The following is a 20,037-nucleotide window of genomic DNA, read 5'->3' as shown; positions in this document are numbered from 1 at the left end:
GGGGACGGTTCCGTTTCAGCTCCGGGCCGGCGCGAGCTGGTCGAGGAGCGCCTCGGTGTCGGCCGCGTTCGGCAGGGCCAGCCGCTCGAACAGGGCGTGGGCCTGCCGGAGGCGTCGGCGGGCGGGTTCGGTGTGGCCGAGGTCGGCCAGCGCCCGGCCGAGCACCACCAGGGCGAGCGCCCGGTCGCGTTCCGCGCCGAGCTCCTCGCAGATGACCAGCGCCTCCTCGGCCCGGTGGACGGCCTGCTGCGGGTGGCCCTGGGCGCGCAGGCTGTCCGCGAGCCGGTACCCGGCGTGCGCCTGCCGGGCCCGCAGGCCCGCGTCCGACGCCAGGGTCAGGCACTCGGTGAACCGGACCGCGGCCTCCTCGAAGCGCCCCAGGTCGTGCAGGGCCAGGCCGAGCACGTACAGCGCGTAGGCGGTGCCGGCCGTGTCCCGCAGCGCCCGCACCTCCGCGAGGACCTCCTCGCAGGCCAGGGCCGCCTCCGCCGGGCGGCCGCCGCGCAACCGGGACATCGCGGCGTTGACCGTGGTGGCCAGTTCGCCCGAGCGGTGGCCGAGCCGGCGGGCCAGGTCGATCGCCTCGTCGTAGCAGTCGATCGCCTCGTCGAAGCGGCGCAGCGTGTGCGCGATGAGGCCCAGGTCGTTGAGGGCCTGCCGCAGGATGACGGTGTCGCCCACCTCCCGGCAGGCCGCGACGGCGAGCCGGGCCTCGGTCCGGGCCTCGGTCAGCCGGGTGGTGCCGAGCGCGACCGTGCCGTTCAGGAAGCGGGCCCGGCCCTCGGCCCGGCGGTCCCCTCCTCGTACCGAGGCCCGGACCAGGGCGCCGGCGGTGGCGGCCAGTTGGCCGTGGTGGCAGTCCGGGCTGAACGGGCTGAGCGCGATCAGCAGGTCGATCGCCGTGCTCAGGTCCGCCGGGGCGCAGGCCGGCTCCGCCCCGGCCAGCCGGCCGGCCAGCGCGATCGCCCCCGGCAGTTCGGCGGTCACCCAGCTCCGGGCCGCCCGCAGGCTGCCGAACTCCGGCCCGGCCGGGCCCGGTCCGGCCGGGCGCCCGAGTGCGCCCGCTGTCGGATCCCCCGGCACGCCCAGCTCGAACGCGGCGCAGGCGCCCGCGAGCAGGACACCGAGCAGCCGGTCGGTGGTGCGGGCGGACTCCCGGGCGTCCTGGGCGGTGGAGCGGCGCTGTGCGAAGGCCCGGAGCAGGTCGTGGTAGCGGTAGCGGCCGGCCGCGGGTGATTCGAGCATCGCCACGTCGACCAGCGACTCCAGCAGGTCCTCCGTCCGCTGCACGTCCAGTCCCAGGAGCGCCGCCGCCACGCCGAGGCCGACGTCCGGTCCGTCGGCCCAGGACAGCAGCCGCAGGGCGTCCGCCTGTTCGGCGGTCAGCTGGCGGTAGCCGAGTTCGAAGACGGCGTCCACGGCGAGGTCGCCGATCCGCAGCTCGTCGATCCGGCGCCGTTCGTCGGCCAGCCGGTCGGCGAGGTTGCGCACCGTCCAGGCCGGGCGGGCCGCCAGCCGGGCCGCGACGATCCGCACGGCCAGGGGCAGGCAGCCGCAGGCCGTGACGAGCTCCAGGCCGCTCTCCGGTTCGGCGGCCAGGCGTCCGGGGCCGATCACCCGGCCGAGCAGGTCGGTGGCCTCGGCCGGGGTGAAGACGTTCAGGTCCAGCTGGAGGACGGCCGACAGGCCCACCAGCCTGGTCCGGCTGGTGACCAGGACGGCGCACTCGGCCGTGCCGGGCAGCAGCGGCCGGATCTGGGCGCTGTCGTGGGCGTTGTCCAGCACGATCAGCAGGCGCCGGCCGTCCGCCATCGAGCGGAACAGGGCCGAGCGCGCCGGGAGTTCGTCCGGGATGCTGTCCGGGGAGGCGCCGAGCGCGGCCAGGAAGCTCGCCAGCACGACGCCGGGATCGGCCGGTTCGCTCTCGTTGCCGCGCAGGTCGGCGTAGAGCTGGCCGTCGGTGAAGGCGGACCTGGCCAGGTGCGCCGCGTGCAGCGCCAGCACGGTCTTGCCCACGCCGCCCATGCCCGCCACGCAGGCCAGGGCGAGCGAGCCGCGGTCCGGGGCGGTGAGCACCGCGCACAGCGCGTCGACCAGGTCCTGCCGTCCGGTGAAGTCGGCGATGTCCGGCGGGAGATGGGCCGGCCTGGGCAGCCCGCGGCCGGCCGGGTCGGGGGTCGGGGCGTCGGCGGCGGCAGCCTCGCTGCCCGCGGCGGTGGGCGGCGGGTCGGCCGGGGTGGAGACCAGCTCCGGGTCCCCGTCGAGGATCCGGCGCTGAAGCTCGGCGAGTTCGGGCCCGGGGTCGACGCCGAGCTGCTCGGCCAGCAGCTCCCGCGCGGCCCGGAACACCCCGAGCGCGTCGGCCTGCCGGCCCGCCTGGCACAGCGCCCGCATGAGCAGCGCGTACGGCCGCTCCTGCAGGGGGTGTTCGCCGGTGAGCGCCGTCAGCTCGGGGACGCAGCGGGCGCCCCGGCCGAGCCGCAGGTCCAGCCGGATGCGTTCCTCCAGCAGGGCCAGGCGCACCTCGGCCAGCCTGGCCCGCTGCTGCTCCGCGAACGGGCCGGGCACGCCGGCCAGCGGTTCGCCCTGCCACAGCCGCAGCGCCTGGGCCAGCAGGTCCCTGGCCTCCTCCCACCGGTCGCCGGCGGCGGCCACTTCGGCCTGGTGGGCCAACTGCTCGGCCTGGCGCACGTCGAGGGCGTGCGGCGGGAGGACCAGCCGGTACCCGTCGCCCAGCGAGAGCAGCACCTCGGGCGCCGTGCGGTCCGCCTCGAGCACCTTGCGCCAGCGCCAGGCGTAGGTGCGGATCGTCGTGGTGGCCGCCTGGGGCGGCTCCTCGCCCCACAGGGCGGTGATCAGCTCCTGCGCGCCGGCCGATCCGCCCGGCCGGAGTAACAGCACGGCCAGCATGGCCTGTTGCTGCGGACTGCCGAGCTTCAGGCTGACCGCACCCCGGTAGCCCCTGATCGGGCCCAGCAGCGAAAACGTGAGGTCCTCCACCACCATCTCCCCATTTCCCCCGGCGCAGGAATGCCGTCGGCGATCCCGGTCCGGCTCAGGTCGGCGGGCGGACGCTCGTACGCCCACCGGCAGGACGCTCGCGGTGTCCGGGCAGTTCCCGGCCGCTGTCGACGAATTCGTTCAAGTGGCGTCGAGCGGACGGACATTCGCCGGGGCCGAAGGTTGATCGTGCGTTGATCGCGGTCTCCTACCTTGAAGTCGTCGACACGGACCGGAACAACCGGCGAGGCGCCGACAGCCAGGGGCAGGCAAGCCGTGCATGCCCCCGTAGTAGTGGAGGAATTCCCATGGACGACATCTTCGAGCTCGACGTTCTCGAGATCGCCGCCCCCACCCAGGACGCCATCGACGCGGGCGAGCTCGGCGTGAGCAGCTCCTGGCCGTTCTCCTGCGACTCGACCCGCAACTCGCGCTGCTGCATCTGATCCACGTCTGCGCGTCGGCGAGGTGGCCCCGGCGGCCACCTCGCCGCACCGTCTCCCCGCACGAGTGACCCGGAGGAGGAGCCGCCATGTCGGATCCCGTACCCGGCAGGACGGCCGGCGCCAGCGGCCCGTCCTCGCCCCCGACCGCATACGCCTGCACGGAGATCGCGCTGCTGCGCGCGGCGGTCCGCCCGCCGCGGGCGGTTCCCGGCGCGTCGCCGACCGACCTCGACCTGCTGCGCGCGGCCGCGCACGACCCGCTGCTGTACGAGGCCGTCGCCGTGGCCAGCGCCTCGCTCGCCCGGGTGCTGGACAGGATCGTCGCGCAGGAGCCGGTCCCGGCCAAGCAGGTGCGGCGCGCGGCCCGCGCGGTCGCCCGCTACCAGCTGCGGATGACCGGCCGGGCCACCCCGTTCGGGCTGATGGCCGGCGTCGCCCCGGCCGGCTTCGGCCCGGCGGCCGAGGTGCGATGGGGCTACCAGCACACCAAGTCCGTCCGCCCGGACACCGAGTGGCTCTCGGGCCTGGCCGCCGCCCTGGAGAGCGACCCGGAGGTGCTGGCCGGGCTGCTGGTCAGCGCCAACGACCTGCGCCGGGTGCGCGGCGACCGGGTGGTGCTCGCGTACGCGCCGCTGCTCGGGGGCGAGGCCGGGGCGCTGCCCCAAGAGGTCTCGGTCCGGTACACGGCCGCCGTCCGCTCGGCCCTGGAGCTGGCCGAACTGCCGCTGACCCACCGGGAGTTGCACCGCCGGCTGAGCGCCGCCCACCCCGGCGCGGACGCCGGGGCGGTCGACCGGCTGATCGGCGGACTCGTCCGCACCCAGCTGCTGTTGACCGACCTGCGCCCGCCGCTGGAGGCCGCCGACCCGCTCGGACACCTGATCGACCGGCTGCCCGACCGCGAGCACGGCCCCGTCGGCAAGGAACTGCGCGCGCTCCGGCGCGAGTTGGCCGAGTACGCCGCGGCCCCGCTGGGCGCCGGCCGCCCGGCCTGGCGGTCCGCGACCGCCAGAATGCGCCGACTGCACCCGACCGACCGGCTGCTCCAGGTCGACCTGGCCCTCGATGCGGACGTCGAACTGCCCGTCGCCGTACGGGAGGAGGTGGAGCAGGCGGCGCAGGCCCTGTGGTCGGTCGCGGCCGGCCGGCCCGGCCCGGCGCACCTGCGCGAGTACCACCTGGACTTCCTGGAGCGCTACGGGGCGCAGCGCGCCGTCCCCGTCCTGGAACTGCTCGACCCGGACACCGGGCTCGGGCCGCCCGCCGGATACCTCGTGCCGACCGGAACCCGCCGGCTGCGAGCGGGCTCCGACCCCGCCGACGAGCGCGACCAACTGCTGCTCGCACTGGCCCAGCAGGCCGCGATGACCGGCGCCGAGGAGATCGAACTCGACGACGAGCTGCTCGCCCGGCTGTCCGGCGCCGGCACCCCGCCGCCCTCCCTCGACCTGCTGGCCCAGCTCCACGCCGACTCCCCGCAGGCGCTCCGGCGCGGCGAGTTCGAGCTGATCGTGGTCGGCACCGGGCCGACCGCGGGCGCCCTGGCCGGACGTTTCGGCCACCTGCTGGGCACGGCCGGCGAGCGGTACGGCCGGCTGCTCCGGGAGCTGCCCACCGACAATCCGCAGGCGGTCCGGGCGCAGCTGTCCTTCCGCACGCCGCGCCCGAAGGCCGCGAACGTGGCCCGGGTGCCGCGCTGGCTGGAGCACGGCATCACGCTGGGCGCCCACGCCGACCGCGGCGCGCCCGGCGCGCTGGGCCTGAGCGACCTCGTCGTGGTCGCCGACCTGGAGCGGCTCGCCGTGCGGTCGCTGCGGCTGGGCCGCGAGGTGGTGGTGACCCTGCCGAGCATGATCGCCACCGATCTGCACGCCCCCAACGCGGCCCGCCTGCTGGAGGAGATCTCCCGCAGCGGCCGGCCGACCTGGCCGCGCTGGCGCTGGGGCCCGGCCCAGTCGCTGCCGTTCCTGCCCCGGGTCCGGCGCGGCCGCAGCGTGCTCGCACCGGCCCGCTGGCAGTGCGCCGAGCCCGGACTGCGCGACGCCTCGGCGGACTTCGAGCAGTGGCGGACGCTGCTGGCGCGGTGGCGCGAGCAGTGGCGGGTGCCGCGCGAGGTGCAGGTGGTCAGCGGGGACCATCGGATCACCCTGGACCTGGAGCACCGCCACCATCTGGAGCTGCTCCGCAACGAGTGGTCCCAGCAGCCCGATTCGTTCCTCCAGGAGGTGCCGCGCGGCGGCACCGGCTGGCTGGCGCCCGACGGGCGCAGCAACGAGATCGCCTTCTCCCTGCTGCGGCGCGAGCCCGGCACGTGGCGCGCCCCGGCGGTCGCCGCGCCGCGCCCGCACACCGTGCACCCGCCCGGCTCCGACTGGCTGTTCGCCAAGCTCTACTGCTCGCCGGAGCGCCAGGAGGACGTGCTCGCCCAGCACCTGCCCGGGCTGCTGGCCCGGTTGCCGTCCGAGGTGAGCCGCTGGTTCTTCATCCGCTACGTCGACCCCGACCCGCACCTGCGCCTGCGCTTCCACGGCGACCCGGCCGCCCTCAACTCCCGGCTGCTGCCGGCCCTGAGCGGGTGGGCGGACGAGCTGGCCCGGTCCGGGCTGAGCGGGCGGCTGGTGCTGGACAGCTACGAGCCCGAAGTCGAGCGCTACGGCGGCCCGGCCGCGATGGCGGCCGCCGAGCGGGCCTTCGAGGCCGACAGCCTGGCCTGCCTGGCGCAGCTCGACCTGCTGCGCGGCGGCGGGCTCCGGCTCGACCGGACGGTGCTGGCGGCCGCCAACTACGTCGATCTGGCCCACCGGTTCGGCGAGCCGGAGCACTTCCTTCGGCACTACGCGTCCACCGGCCGGATCAGGACGGCGAGCGCGGTGCGCGAAGAGGCCCGGCTGGTGATCGACCCCGACGGCCACTGGCACCACCTGCGCACCCTGCCCGGCGGCCCCGAGCTGCTGGCCGTCTGGGAGCGGCGCGCGGCCGCCGTCGAGCAGTACCGGGCCCGGCTGGGCAGTGTGCCCGACGGCCTCGACACCGCGCTCGGCTCGCTGCTGCACATGCACCACAACCGTCTGCTCGGCATCGACAGCACCGCCGAGGACCGCTCGCTGTCCGTCGCCCGCAAGACCGTCCACGCCCACCACGAGCGCCGGAAGGCCCTGGCATGAGCTTGCAGGAGCGCGCCGCACGGGCGGTGGCCGTCACCGCCCGGCTGCTGGCCGACCCCGAGGAGACGGCCCTCCGCCGCCGGGCGGCCGGGCAGGCCCCGACCGGCGACGGCCTCGCCGACGGCTGGGCGGGCACCGCCCTGCTGTACGCCGAACTCGCCCGCCAGGACGGCCGGTACCGCGTGCCCGCGCACGACTGGCTGGCCAGGGCGGCCGGTTCGGCGGGCGGCGGCCGCCGCACCGAAGGCCCGGAGTCCATCGGCCTGTACAGCACGCTCCCGGCGCTCTCGTACGCGATGCACCGGGCCGCGCTCTCCCCCGCCGACTACCGGACGGCGCGGGCCCACCTCGGCGGGCAGGTCGCCCTGGTGGCGGGCCGGCTGGCCGCCCGCGAACTGCGGCGCGTGGCCGGCGCGGCCGGCTGCACCCGGCTGGAGGCCTACGACCTGATCTCCGGCCTCACCGGGCTGGGCGGCCACCTGCTGGAGCTGTACGAGAGCGAGGAGAGCGCCGCGGGCGCGCTGGAGCAGGTGCTGACCGCCCTGGTCGCCCTGACCCGGCCGCTCGGCCCGCTGCCGGGCTGGTGGGTCGCCCAGGACGTCCGCACGTACGGCCCCGCCGCACCCGAGCAGGGGCACGCCAACCTCGGCCTCGCACACGGCGTGCCCGGCCCGCTCGCCCTGCTCGCCCTCGCCTGGCGCCAGGGCGTCCGGGTGCCCGGGCAGCAGGAGGCCGTCCACACCCTGGCCGAGTGGCTGCTCGCCCAGCGGCGCGAGGACCCGGCGGGAGGCTGGTGGCCGGAGTCCGTGGAACTCCCGTCGGAGACCCGGGCGGACCGCCCCGCCGACCGGCCGCCCCGCGCCTCCTGGTGCTACGGCAGCCCCGGGATCGCCCGCGCCCTCCACCTGGCCGGCGCCGCGCTCGACGTACCGCACTGGCGCGAGGCGGGGATCTCCGCACTGCGCCACGCACTCGCCCGCCCGGGCAGCGCACCGACCGACGCCGGGCTCTGCCACGGCTGGGGCGGACTGCTCCAGACCACCTGGCGGCTGGCGCAGGACAGCGGCGACCCGCAACTGGCGGCCGAGGTCCCGAGGTTGGCCGAGCGCCTGCTCGACCTGCACGAGGAAGAACGGCCGTTCGGATTCGCCGCCCCCGTGCGGCGCGGCGACTGGGCGGACGACCCGGCCGGCTTCCTGACCGGCGCGGCCGGCGCGGCCCTGGCCCTGCACACCTTCGCGACCGGCGCCGCCCCGGCCACCCGCTGGGACCGCGCCCTGCTCCTGGCCTGACCCACTCCCACCCGTCCGCCCGAGGAAGAGGCACCCACCATGACCGGGGACGAACTCCCGCGCTGGGTCGGCGACCCGGCCGCGTTCCGCCGCGAGCACTGGCGCCGGCGCCCGGCCGTGCTCCACCCCGCACACCCGCCCGCCGCGCCGATGACCCTGGCGGACGTGGACGCGGCCCTGGACTCCGGGCTGCTGCGCACGCCGTACCTGGAACTCGCCAGGGCCGGCGCCACCGTGCCCGAGACCGCCTACACCACGAGCAGAACGGTCGCCGGCGAACCGGTGCACGGCATCGCCGACCCCGCCGCCCTGCTGGCCCAACTGACGCGCGGCGCCACGCTGGTGCTGCGCAACACGGAGCACTGGCACCGGCCCACCCGCGCGCTCACCGAGCGCCTGCAGGCCGAACTCGGCCGCCAGGTCGAGGCGTTCTACTTCGTGACACCGCCCGGCGCCCAGGGGCTCGACGTGCACCGGGACGACGCCGACGTGCTGCTGCTCCAGATCGCGGGCCGCAAGCGCTGGCGCGTGCACGGCGGCCCGCCGGACGGCTCCTGGTCGCCCGGCGAAGTCGCCGAACCCGGCCCGGTACTGCTGGAGGACACCCTCCGCGAGAACGAAGTCCTCTACATCCCACGGGGGTTCGCCCACGCGGCGGTCGGCGACCAGGGCCTCTCCGCGCACCTGTCGCTGACCGTGCGCGAGGTCGGCAGCCAGCAGCTGTACCGCGCCCTTCAGGGCATCCTGCTCGGCGAGCAGCGGCTGCCGGCCCGCCCGACGGACGACGCCGCCCTGCTGGCGAGCGGCGAAGCCATGATCGAGCGCTTCCGGCACGGGCTGGCCACAGTCACGGCCGCCGCCCTGCTCGACACCGCCCGCGCCGCCCAACGCGCCGCCCCGGCGCCCGCGGCCACCGGCCACCTGACCGCCCTCGCGGAGCAGCTGGCGACCTCGGGGGAGCAGCCCCGGTGACCGCCCTCGCCCCCGCCCCCGCGCTCACCCCCGCACCCGCCCCGGCCCGGGAGGTCCCGACCCCCTGGCGCCTGCTGGCACGTCACCTCCGGCCCCAGGCCGCCCGACTCGGCGCCGGCGCCGCGCTGACGGTGCTCGGCGGCCTGGCCGGGCTGGTCCAGCCCATGGCCGCCAGGTCCGTGATCGAATCCCTCACCGCCGGCCGGTCCGTCGCCGCCCCGGCGGCGGCCCTGGCCGGCCTGGTGCTGACCGGCGCGCTGCTCACCGGCGTCGGCGACTACCAGTTGCAGTGCACCGCCGAGAGCGTGGTCCGCCGGGCCCGGGCGAGGCTGGCGGCCAGGATTCTGCGCCTGCCGGTCGCCGAGTTCGAGCAGCTCTCCCACGGCGACCTGATCTCCCGGCTGACCTCCGACAGCTCACTGCTGCGAGTGGCCACCGGCCAGGCCCTGGTGGGTTCGGCCACCTCCGTGCTGATGGTGCTCGGCGGGCTGGCCGCGATGCTCGTGCTCGACCCGGCCCTGTGCGGCACCGCCCTGGGCGTGATGGCCCTGGTCGGCGCGGTGGCGGCCCTCACCCTGCCCCGGATCATGCGCACGGCCAAGCAGGGACAGGCCCTGGTCGGCGAACTCGGCTCCGTCCTGGACCGGGCCCTGGGCGCCTTCCGGACGGTGAAGGCCAACGGAATGGAGGAGCAGCTGACCGCCGAGGCGGTCACCGCCGCCGACCGCGCGTGGCACAGCGGCGTACGCAACGCCGGTCTGCTCGCCGTTGCCGACGCCGCGGCCCAACTGGCCGTCCAACTGGCCTTCCTGGCCGTGCTCGGGGTGGGCGGCGCACGGGTCGCCACCGGACAGCTGCCGCTCTCCGGGCTGATCGCCTTCCTCTTCTACCTGATCTTCATCGCGCCGCAGATCCCCCAACTGATCAGCAACGCGGGCGTGTTGCAGCGCGGCCTGGCCGCCGCCCAGCGAATGGCCGAGATCGAGGCACTCCCGGTGGAGCCGACCGGCCCCGCGCCCGCACCCAGCGCCACCGCGCCGGCCGCCCTGGCCCTGCACGACGTCTCGTTCCGCTACCCGGGGCGGGCGGCCGGCGCCCTGCACGGCATCGGCCTCGACCTTCCCCCCGGCGGCCTGACCGCCCTGGTCGGCCCCTCCGGCGCGGGCAAGAGCACCGTCTTCGCCCTGCTGGAACGCTTCTACGAGCCGACCGGCGGCCGCATCACCCTGGACGGCCGCGACCTGCGGGACTGGCCGCTGGCCGAGCTGCGCGGTGCGATCGGCTACGTCGAACAGGACACCCCCGTACTGGCCGGCACCCTCCGGGAGAACCTGCTGGCCGCCGCCCCGCACGCCACCGGGCCGGAGCTGCACCGGGCTCTGGCCGTCACCCGCCTGGACGACGCAGCCGGGCTCCCCGACGGCCTGGACACCCAGCTCGGACAGCGCGGCGCCGCGCTCTCGGGCGGCCAGCGCCAACGGGTGGCCATCGCCCGCGCCCTGCTGCGCCGCCCCCGCCTGCTCCTGCTCGACGAGGCCACCTCGCACCTGGACGCCGTCAACGAGCACGCACTGCGCGAGGTGGTCGCCGAAGTCGCCCGCACCACCACCGTCCTGGTGATCGCCCATCGCCTCTCCACCGTCACCGAGGCCGACCGCATCCTCGTCCTGGACGGCGGCCGGATCAGGGCCACCGGCACCCACCCCAGCCTGCTGGCCACCGACGCCCTCTACGCCGAACTGGCCCGCACCCAGCTCCTGCCCGGCACCTGACCCCCGGTCATCGGGTCGCGGAGGTCGTCCCGTCGGACCCGTGCTGGTGCTCCTGCGCCTCGTCCATGGCCTCGTAGATCCTGTTCTTCAGCCCCTCGGGGTCCGGAACATGCCGCAGCGTCAGCATCCCCTGCTCGGAAGCCGACTCGACGTTGAGCGTCCCGCAACGGATGATCCGCTCCCACAGCGAGGCCTCGAACGAGATGTCGTTCACCCGGAGGAGCGGGACGCTGTGACCGGTCTTGGTCAGAAAGCCGCTGCGCAGGTGGAGCCGCTTGGTGGTGAGGATGTAGACCGTGCCGCGCCACTTCATCAGCGGGACCAGCCAGTACCGCACGGAGACGAACAGCGCGACGGCGAGCACCACGTAGCTCCCCACCCGGCCCCAGCTTTCGCCGCCGGGCAGCAGCCACAGGATCCCGCCCGCCACAATCCAGGTGAGGCACAGCACGACGAACTCGCCGACGAGCTGCGTCCAATGCTGCCGGGTGACGTAAACGAGATCTTCATCCTCGGCAAGGTGGCGGTCCACAGTAAGCATGATGTGCATCCTGGCACACGACCCCCCGTCCGCCTACGGGCGTACGAATCGCCCCCGCTCCGGCGCGACGGCACCACCACCCCCACAGGCTCGCTCACCCAGCGGGCCCGCGCCGCAGCCGTCGAAGCACGGACAACGAATCCCAACGGAGTCGACCCGACCACCTGCCGCCCGAAGCCCCCACCACCAAACGGACCGCCCCCGAGGCCCGAAGGCCCCGGAGGCGGTCCGCGTTCTCACCGACCGAGCGGTGACACTACGGGTGTTACCCCACGAACCGGTCGGCCTCCTCCTGCGAGCGGCGCCGCGCACGGTAGAGCAGCACGCCGCCCACCGTCAGCAACCCGCCACCGGCCAGGCCCGCCACCATGACGAACTCGGGGGAACCGGTGTCCGGCAGATGGCCCTTCCCACCGCCGTGCGGCGGCTCCGACGGACGCTGCGGCTTCCCGCACTCCTCCTTCTCCGGGCACGCGGACACCGTCACGCACAGCTCCACCGGCGCACTCTCGACCACCTGGCCCTGCGGGCCCCGGGCCGAAGCCGTCGCCGTGTTCGTCACATGACCGGCCTTCGCGTCCTCCTCCGTCACCGTGTACGTCCCACGACAGGTCGTGCTCTCGCCCGGGTTCAGCGTCGTCGCCTCACAGACCACGGACGCCACCCGGTCGTCACGGACCGTCACGTCCGTCAGCACCGTCGCCCCGGTGTTGGTCACCGTGTACGTGTACGTCACCGTGTCACCGACCCGCGCGGAGCCCTTCACATCCGCCTGCTTCGTGATCGACAGCGACGAGGCACTCGACGTGGTCTCCACCGTCGCCTCACCCGGCGCACTCTCCACCGGCCGGCCCTCGGGATCGGTACCCGACGCACGAGCCGTGTTCGTCACGTGCCCGGCCTGAACATCCTCCTCCGTGATCGTGTAACTGCCGTGGCACGTCGTGCTCTGCCCCGGGTTCAACGACATCGCGCCGCACGTCACCGACGCGACACGGTCGTCACTGACCACCACACTGCTGACGGCCGCGGTACCCGTATTCGTCACCGTGTAGGTGTAGTTGACGGTCTCACCGACCCGGAACGGACCGGCCGCATCGGCCTTCTTCACAATGGACAGCTGGGCCACGCCCACCACCGGAACATCCACCTCGCCCGGCGGACTCTGCACCGGCTGCCCGTCAGGACCGGTACCGCTCGCATGCGCGGTGTTCATCACGTGACCGGCCTGAACATCCGCGGCAGTGATCACGTACGTGCCGTGGCACGTCGTGCTCTGACCCGGATTCAGCGACGTCGCGTCACACGTCACCGAGGTGACGTGGTCGTCCGTCACGGTCACATTGCTGACGACCGCCGTGCCCGTGTTGGCCACGGTGTACGTGTAGTTCACCGTGTCACCGACGTGGAACGGACCAGCGCTGTCAGCCGCCTTCTGGATCGACAACGCCGCCACACCGGCCACCGGAACAGTGGCCTCGCCGGGCGGGCTCTGCACCGGTTGCCCCTGCGGGTCGGTGCCATTGGCGTGCGCCGTGTTCGTCACATGCCCGGCCGTCACATCCGCCGCCGTCACCACGTAACTGCCGTGGCAGAGCGTGCTGGCACCGGGGTTGAGGGTCGTCGTGCTGCACGAGACCGAGGTGACGTGGTCGTCCGTCACCGACACGTTGGTGATGACCGCCGTGCCCGTGTTGGTGACCGTGTAGGTGTAGTTCACCGTGTCACCGACGTGGAACGGGCCGGCGCTGTCAGCAGCCTTCTGGATCGACAGCGCAGCCTCGCCGGCTACCGGGACCGTGGCCTCGGCGGGCGGGCTCTGGACCGGCTGACCCTGCGGGTCGGTGCCGTTCGCAACCGCCGTGTTCGTCACATGCCCAGCCGCAACATCCGCCGCCGTCACCACGTAGCTGCCGTGGCAGAGCGTGCTGGCGCCCGGGTTCAGCGACGTCTGGCTGCACGTCACCGAGGTGACGTGGTCGTCGCTCACGGTGATGTTGCTGACGACCGCCGTACCGGTGTTGGTGACCGTGTAGGTGTAGTTCACCGTGTCACCGACGTGGAACGGGCCGGCGCTGTCAGCAGCCTTCTGGATCGACAGCTGGGCCTCGCCGGCCACCGGGACCGTGGCCTCGGCGGGCGGGCTCTGAACCGGCTGACCCTGCGGGTCGGTACCGTTCGCAACCGCCGTGTTCGTCACATGCCCAACCGCAACATCCGCCGCCGTCACCACGTAACTGCCGTGACAGAGCGTGCTGGCGCCCGGGTTCAGCGACGTCTGGCTGCACGTCACCGACGCCACGTGGTCGTCCGTCACCGACACATTCGTCACAGCAGCAGTGCCGGTGTTGGTGACCGTGTAGGTGTACGACACCGTGTCACCGACGTGGAACGGACCAGCGCTGTCAGCAGCCTTCTGGATCGACAGCTGGGCCTCGCCGGCCACCGGAACCGTCACCTCAGCCGGCGGGCTCTGGACCGGCTGACCCTGCGGGTCGGTGCCGTTCGCGACCGCCGTGTTCGTCACATGTCCGGCCGTCACGTCAGCCGCCGTCACCACGTACGTGCCGTGACACAACGTGCTGGCACCAGGGTTCAGCGACGTCTGGCTGCACGTCACCGAAGAGACGTGGTCGTCGCTCACGGTGATGTTGCTGACGACCGCCGTACCGGTGTTGGTAACGGTGTACGTGTACGACACCGTGTCACCGACATGGAACGGACCCGCACTGTCAGCAGCCTTCTCGATCGACAACGCCGCTTCGCCTGCCACCGGGACCGTGGCCTCGGCGGGCGGGCTCTGGACCGGCTGACCCTGCGGGTCGGTGCCGTTCGCAACCGCCGTGTTCGTCACATGCCCGGCCGTCACGTCAGCCGCCGTCACCACATACATGCCGTGACACAACGTGCTGGCACCAGGGGCGAGGGTGGTGGAGACACACGCCACCGAGGTGACGTGGTCGTCCGTCACCGACACATTCGTCACAGCAGCAGTGCCGGTGTTGGTGACCGTGTAGGTGTACGACACCGTGTCACCGACGTGGAACGGACCAGCGCTGTCAGCAGCCTTCTGGATCGACAGCTGGGCCTCACCGGCCACCGGAACCGTCACCTCAGCCGGCGGGCTCTGGACCGGCTGACCCTGCGGGTCGGTGCCGTTCGCAACCGCCGTGTTCGTCACATGTCCGGCCGTCACGTCAGCCGCCGTCACCACGTACGTGCCGTGGCAGAGCGTGCTGGCACCGGGGTTGAGGGTCGTCTGGCTGCACGTCACCGACGCCACGTGGTCGTCGCTCACGGTGATGTTGCTGACGACCGCCGTACCGGTGTTGGTAACGGTGTAGGTGTACGACACCGTGTCACCGACATGGAACGGACCTGCACTGTCAGCAGCCTTCTGGATCGACAGCTGGGCCTCACCGGCCACCGGAACCGTCACCTCAGCCGGCGGGCTCTGCACCGGCTGACCCTGCGGATCAGTGCCGTTCGCAACCGCCGTGTTCGTCACATGTCCGGCCGTCACGTCAGCCGCCGTCACCACATACGTGCCGTGGCAGAGCGTGCTGGCACCGGGGTTGAGGGTCGTCTGGCTGCACGTCACCGACGCCACGTGGTCGTCGCTCACGGTGATGTTGCTGACGACCGCCGTACCGGTGTTGGTGACCGTGTAGGTGTACGACACCGTGTCACCGACGTGGAACGGGCCGGCGCTGTCAGCAGCCTTCTGGATCGACAACGCGGCCTCGCCGGCCACCGGAACCGTCACCTCAGCCGGCGGGCTCTGCACCGGCTGACCCTGCGGGTCAGTACCGTTCGCAACCGCCGTATTCGTCACATGCCCAGCCGCAACATCCGCCGCCGTCACCACATACGTGCCGTGGCACAACGTGCTGGCACCAGGGGCGAGAGTGGTGGAGTCGCACGTCACCGAAGTGACATGGTCATCTGTGACAGTGATGTTGCTGACGGCAGCAGTACCCGGGTTCGTGACGGTGTACGTGTACGACACCGTGTCACCCACATGGAACGGACCCGCACTGTCAGCAGCCTTCTGAATCGACAGCTGAGCCTCGCCGACCACCGGAACCGTCACCTCAGCCGGCGGGCTCTGGACCGGCTGACCCTGCGGATCAGTACCGTTCGCAACCGCCGTGTTGGTGACGTGCCCGGCCGTCACGTCAGCCGCCGTCACCACATACGTGCCGTGGCAGAGCGTGTTGGCGCCCGGGGCGAGGGTGGTGGAGTCACACGTCACCGAGGTGACATGGTCGTCCGTCACCGACACATTCGTCACGGCAGCAGTACCGGTGTTGGTAACCGTGTAGGTGTACGACACCGTGTCACCGACATGGAACGGACCCGCGCTGTCGGCCGTCTTCTGAATCGCCAATGCCGCTTCACCGACCACCGGGACCGTGGCCTCGCCGGGCGGGCTCTGGACCGGCTGACCCTGCGGGTCAGTGCCGTTCGCAACCGCCGTGTTCGTCACATGACCAGCCGTCACATCCGCCGCCGTCACCACATACGTGCCGTGGCACAACGTGCTGGCACCGGGGGCAAGGGTGGTGGAGTCACACGTCACCGACGCAACGTGGTCGTCCGTGACAGTGATGTTGCTGACGGCAGCAGTACCCGGGTTCGTGACGGTGTACGTGTACGACACCGTGTCACCCACATGGAACGGACCCGCGCTGTCGGCCGTCTTCTGGATCGTCAGCTGGGCCTCGCCTGCTACCGGGACCGTGGCCTCGGCGGGCGGGCTCTGGACCGGCTGCCCCTGCGGGTCGGTGCCGTTCGCAACCGCCGTGTTCGTCACATGCCCGGCCGTCACATCCGCCGCCGTCACCACATACGTGCCGTGACACAACGTGCTGGCACCAGGGGCGAGAGTGGTGGAGTCACACGTCACCGAAGTGACATGGTCGTCCGTGACAGTGATGTTGCTGACGGCAGCAGTACCCGGGTTCGTGACGGTGTACGTGTACGACACCGTGTCACCCACATGGAACGGACCCGCACTGTCAGCAGTCTTCTGGATCGTCAGCTGAGCCTGACCCAGCACCGGAACCGTCACCTCGGCCGGCGGGCTCTGCACCGGCTGACCCTGCGGATCAGTGCCGTTCGCAACCGCCGTGTTCGTCACATGCCCGGCCGTCACATCCGCCGCCGTCACCACATACGTGCCGTGACACAACGTGCTGGCACCAGGGGCAAGGGTGGTGGAGTCACACGTCACCGAAGTGACATGGTCGTCCGCGACGGTGATGTTGCTGATCTGGCTTCCGCCGGTGTTGGTGACGGTGTACGTGTAGGGGACGGTGTCACCGACGTGGAACGGGCCAGGGGTGTCGGCCTGCTTGAGGATGGCGAGGCTGGCCGGTTCTTGGGCGGGGACGACCTGGTCTACGACCCATGGTGCCTCGGTGGGGAGGAGGTTGGTCAGTACGCCCGACACGTCGCTGGCCGCCTGTGCGGCGATCTTGTTCCAGGTCCGCTCGCCACCGACGAACGCGGTGCCGGCGGCGGTGGTGGTGGGAACGTTCATGGTCCACGTGTAGCTGAAGCTCGAACCGGGCGCGATGACCGTGCTGCCGTAGTCGAAGCGGATCGCCCGCACTGCCGAAAAGTCAGTCACCCCGGATGCCGTGGTCCAGTCGCCGTTGGCGTTGAATGCGCCGCCGCAGTAGAACGGCTCGCTGGCGGTGGAGTCCATCTCCGGTCGGCAGGGGTCTGGGTTGGTGGAGTAGTAGACGGTCACCGGGTCGCTGCCTGTGTTGATCGGCCCGGTCAGTGTCGGAATCCATTCATTGACGTCGCTGTGGTCGGCGTACCGACTCGTTGTCACGCCGGTGTTGTTGGGGTACGGGAGCAGGTCATAGGCGACGAGATTGGTCATGGGCTCGTTGCCCTCGTCGCTGATGGTCACCCGGTAGGTGACCGTGCCGCCCACGGTGGAGGTTCCCACTTGGGTGGGGTCCTGCTCCGCGGATCCGAGGAAGTTGGTGTCCTTGTCTCCCATGACCTGCTTGGTGACCCCCAGGGCCGCCGACCGCGCGACGGCGAAGTCCGCGGTGGCCGCCGAGACGCCTTCCTGGGTGTTGCCGTTCTGGTTCACGTCGGCGGCGTCATTGGTCTTGCCGAAGTCGGCGGCGAGCATGTAGCCCCGCGTGTCGAACAGGTACGCGGCATTGCCCTGGTAGTCCGGCTGGATGGGGTAGGTGATGGCTGTCGGCGGGGCGCCGCTGGCGGTGCCGCCGTAGATGCCGGCCGGCGTTCCCGGGTTGACGGTCGTGTTGAACACGTACGTGCAGGTGTCGCCGATCGGCACGGTGGCGCCGGAGGCGGCCGTGGTCGCGATCAACGCGGTGCGGCCGTTGAGGTAGTTGGGCACCAGCGTCACGCCGAAGTCGGACCCGACCGGGCAGTCCGCCGGCTGGCCGGTGGCGAGGGCGAAGGTGCCCGCCTGGTAGGTCAGTTGGGGCGGGATCAGATCGATCAGCTGGGGCTGGAGCGGCGTGTTCGCCAGGCTCGGGTCGTAGTTGATGGTCAGGGCCCAGGTCACGTCGGCTTCCGGCGCGGCCGGAGTGGGGCTGATCAGGGACTTGGTGAGGAACGCGTCGCTGATGAACTCCCGGATGGTCGCCGTCGCGCACGCGGTGGACGAGTCGGTGGTGACGCCGGGTGCCGTGAGCGTCGTGGTCTGGCAGTTCTGGATCACCATCCCGGGCGCCGCGTTGACGTCGGCCGAGCCGTTGAGAATGATCCCGTAGCTGGTCGTCGGCCCGACGTCGGGGATGGTGATGGTGACGTTGGTGACGCTCACACCGGGCTTGGTGAAGCCGAACCGCACGCCCGTCCAGGTGAACGTCTCCTGCGATCCGTCACTGTAGGTCACCAGGATCGTCGTGGGGCTGGGCGGCTGGGCACCCGTGCCGGCGTTCGAGATCCCGGCGATGTCCGTCGCGACGAATCCCGCCGGGATGTCGTCGCTCATGACGAGTGTCCCGTCGATGTTGCCGTCGTTGCCCGAGGTGATGTTCCAGGTGAGCTGGCCGCCCGGGGTCGCGACCCCGTAACCGGCGTCCTTTCTCGTCGTGGCCGTGAGCACCGGCGGGCCGGTGGCGATCGTCGTCGTCGCCTGGCCGGTGACCGTCACGGGCGTGGTCGAGCCGAACGGCGTGCCCGTCAGGGTCGCCGTGTCGGTGAAGGCGTCGCCCGGAGCCGCGCCGGCCGGCAGCGTGTACTGGAGCTGGTGGTTGACGGTCTGGCCTGCGAACTCCGGGATGGCCGGCCAGGTCGCGGTGTTGGTGGCGGGATCGTACGTACAGCCGTCACAGCCCACGAACGTGACCCCGGCCGGTAGTTGGTCGGAGACGACCGCGTTCTCCAGGGCGAGTCCACCCTGCGCCGTCGTCGGGTTCGTCTGAATGTTCGAAGCCGTGATGATGTAGGAGACCGTGCCACCGGGCACCGCGACGGAGGGCCCGCCCTTGCCGATCTGCGGGTTGGGCACCGCATTGAGGTCGACGGTGGCGCTCGCGGGCGCGGCGGTGTCGCCGGCGGTGTCGCTGGCGTTCGCGGTGACCGTCTGCGGGCCGGGCGCCGTCAGGTAGTTGAGGGTCGGCCAGTTGATCTGGATCTGCTGGGAGTTACCGGCAGCCGCGTTGGGCCAGGTCAGCGTCAGCGCTCCCGACGTCGGGTCGACGCTTGCGGTGATCCCCGCCGCGATCTGGGCCGGGCTGAGCGACGCGCTGGGCGTGCCGGCGGCGCTGCTCCAGCCGGGCGGCGCGGGGATCGTGGCAGTGATGGTTCCGCACCCGGTCGGGTTCGAGCACTGGACGTTGAGCACGTAGCTCACCACGTCGCCGGAGTTCACCGGAGTCGTCACCGGAGCGATCGCGACCGTGAGCAGCGTGGCGGCGTGCGCAACGGTGGCCGGCACGGTGGCGCACATCATCACCGCGGCCACCATGGCGATCCGCCAGCGGTGCAGCCAGGTCGGCGGTCTCGGCGGGGACCCGGCCGAGCGTCCGGGGTCACGCCACCTTCGCCACTTCCACAGCCGGCCGGCCGGCGTCTTGCCGCCGGCGCGGCCTACACCCGCATTGCCCATGTCTACCTCCGGAGCTGCCCATGATCGACGCGATGGAGAGTCCGCCTCCGAGTTGTATGACAAATCGAGGACGGTTTCGCACGAATGCTAGGAGCCCTCGACTCATATGTTTGTCATTTAAATGTCGGCATTTGGGTGATTCCCGATTGCTGAGCTTCGGGCCGGAACCGGGCTCCGATAACCCATTGAGCGCAATCCCGAGGCGTTTCGACGTGGTCGACCGACCGGAGAAGTCGCCCTTCGGCCACCGGGCGTGCATCACCTGGCGTCAAGGCGCTCGAAGGTCCGGAGCAGGGGACCAACTGGCTTGCCCAGCCTGGGAGTCGAGGGGAGCAGTGGACGGCGCGCCCGAGCTCGCGCCCGCCGCCGGAGGCCCGAAAGGCGGCGGCCCAAATGGCCCTGAATTCAGGGAGGCCTGCGTCCCGCCGCACTGATGATCTCGGTGCGGGTCCGGATTCTCTTCGTGCCCGGACGAGCCGGCCTGTGTTTCATCGAAGCTTCGGATGCGATCTCAGGTTCGGGCGATGGGAGACCGGTCCGTCGTATCGGCCGACCCGGCACACGGCGGCGCGTTCGAGCCGGGCGAAGCCCCGCCAAGGCCCCGGCCGGTCGGGGAGCGGAGACCCCGGCGGCAGCGTGGACACTCTCCGCGTGTCCGGCGCCACCGGAGACTCGACTTCTCGGCGGCGGGCCCGGTCACGGATCTCGCAGCGCAGGAGTTCAGCCGGTCGACGGTG

General features: G+C 72.5%; 8 protein-coding genes. 5 read left to right on the top strand and 3 right to left on the bottom strand.

Features of this window, described 5'->3' with window-relative positions:
- Positions 1–15: 15 nt before the first annotated feature.
- The gene (locus tag ACIQF6_RS00220; protein WP_400888212.1) at positions 16–3,000 is read right to left on the bottom strand and encodes an AfsR/SARP family transcriptional regulator; all 2,985 of its coding nucleotides are present in this window, start codon (positions 2,998–3,000) and stop codon (positions 16–18) included.
- Positions 3,001–3,308: 308 nt separating this feature from the next.
- Between ACIQF6_RS00220 and ACIQF6_RS00215 the strand changes: the two genes are divergently transcribed.
- From ACIQF6_RS00215 to ACIQF6_RS00195, 5 genes are all read left to right on the top strand, one after another.
- Positions 3,309–3,446, top strand: a complete 138-nt coding sequence (locus tag ACIQF6_RS00215; RefSeq protein ID WP_400888210.1) for a hypothetical protein — start codon at positions 3,309–3,311, stop codon at positions 3,444–3,446.
- Between the two features lie 86 nt (positions 3,447–3,532).
- Positions 3,533–6,610, top strand: coding sequence for a lantibiotic dehydratase (locus ACIQF6_RS00210; RefSeq protein WP_400888208.1), 3,078 nt, complete (start codon positions 3,533–3,535; stop codon positions 6,608–6,610).
- Positions 6,607–7,902: a lanthionine synthetase C family protein gene (locus tag ACIQF6_RS00205; protein ID WP_400888206.1), complete on the top strand. Its 1,296-nt coding sequence runs from the start codon at positions 6,607–6,609 to the stop codon at positions 7,900–7,902. The genes ACIQF6_RS00210 and ACIQF6_RS00205 overlap by 4 nt, the downstream gene beginning before the upstream one ends.
- A 39-nt stretch (positions 7,903–7,941) precedes the next feature.
- Entirely contained in the window at positions 7,942–8,874 is a 933-nt protein-coding gene (locus ACIQF6_RS00200; RefSeq protein ID WP_400888204.1) for a JmjC domain-containing protein, read from the top strand.
- Positions 8,871–10,646 carry an ABC transporter ATP-binding protein gene (locus ACIQF6_RS00195; protein ID WP_400888202.1) on the top strand — a complete coding sequence of 592 codons (1,776 nt, stop codon included), beginning with the start codon at positions 8,871–8,873 and terminating at the stop codon, positions 10,644–10,646. The genes ACIQF6_RS00200 and ACIQF6_RS00195 overlap by 4 nt, the downstream gene beginning before the upstream one ends.
- Before the next feature lie 7 nt (positions 10,647–10,653).
- Here the strand turns inward: ACIQF6_RS00195 and ACIQF6_RS00190 are convergent, their stop codons facing one another.
- Positions 10,654–11,187 (bottom strand): PH domain-containing protein, encoded by a 534-nt coding sequence (locus tag ACIQF6_RS00190; protein WP_400888200.1) that lies wholly within the window; start codon positions 11,185–11,187, stop codon positions 10,654–10,656.
- A gap of 265 nt (positions 11,188–11,452) precedes the next feature.
- Positions 11,453–19,300, bottom strand: a complete 7,848-nt coding sequence (locus ACIQF6_RS00185; protein ID WP_400888198.1) for a hypothetical protein — start codon at positions 19,298–19,300, stop codon at positions 11,453–11,455.
- Between the last annotated feature and the right edge of the window lie 737 nt (positions 19,301–20,037).

It is taken from the genome of Kitasatospora sp. NPDC092948, from assembly GCF_044754805.1.
In the GTDB taxonomy this organism is placed as follows: domain Bacteria; phylum Actinomycetota; class Actinomycetes; order Streptomycetales; family Streptomycetaceae; genus Kitasatospora.
The sequence above is the reverse complement of the archived record's forward strand: the minus strand, read 5'-3'. Positions and strand labels throughout refer to the sequence as shown.

What these genes read in the sequence shown, in the direction of transcription:
- ACIQF6_RS00205 (WP_400888206.1), top strand. Translation starts at nt 6,607, where the DNA reads ATGAGCTTGCAGGAGCGCGCCGCACGGGCGGTGGCCGTCACCGCCCGG.
- ACIQF6_RS00210 (WP_400888208.1), top strand. Translation starts at nt 3,533, where the DNA reads ATGTCGGATCCCGTACCCGGCAGGACGGCCGGCGCCAGCGGCCCGTCC.
- ACIQF6_RS00185 (WP_400888198.1), bottom strand. Translation starts at nt 19,300, where the DNA reads ATGGGCAATGCGGGTGTAGGCCGCGCCGGCGGCAAGACGCCGGCCGGC.
- ACIQF6_RS00190 (WP_400888200.1), bottom strand. Translation starts at nt 11,187, where the DNA reads ATGCTTACTGTGGACCGCCACCTTGCCGAGGATGAAGATCTCGTTTAC.
- ACIQF6_RS00215 (WP_400888210.1), top strand. Translation starts at nt 3,309, where the DNA reads ATGGACGACATCTTCGAGCTCGACGTTCTCGAGATCGCCGCCCCCACC.
- ACIQF6_RS00200 (WP_400888204.1), top strand. Translation starts at nt 7,942, where the DNA reads ATGACCGGGGACGAACTCCCGCGCTGGGTCGGCGACCCGGCCGCGTTC.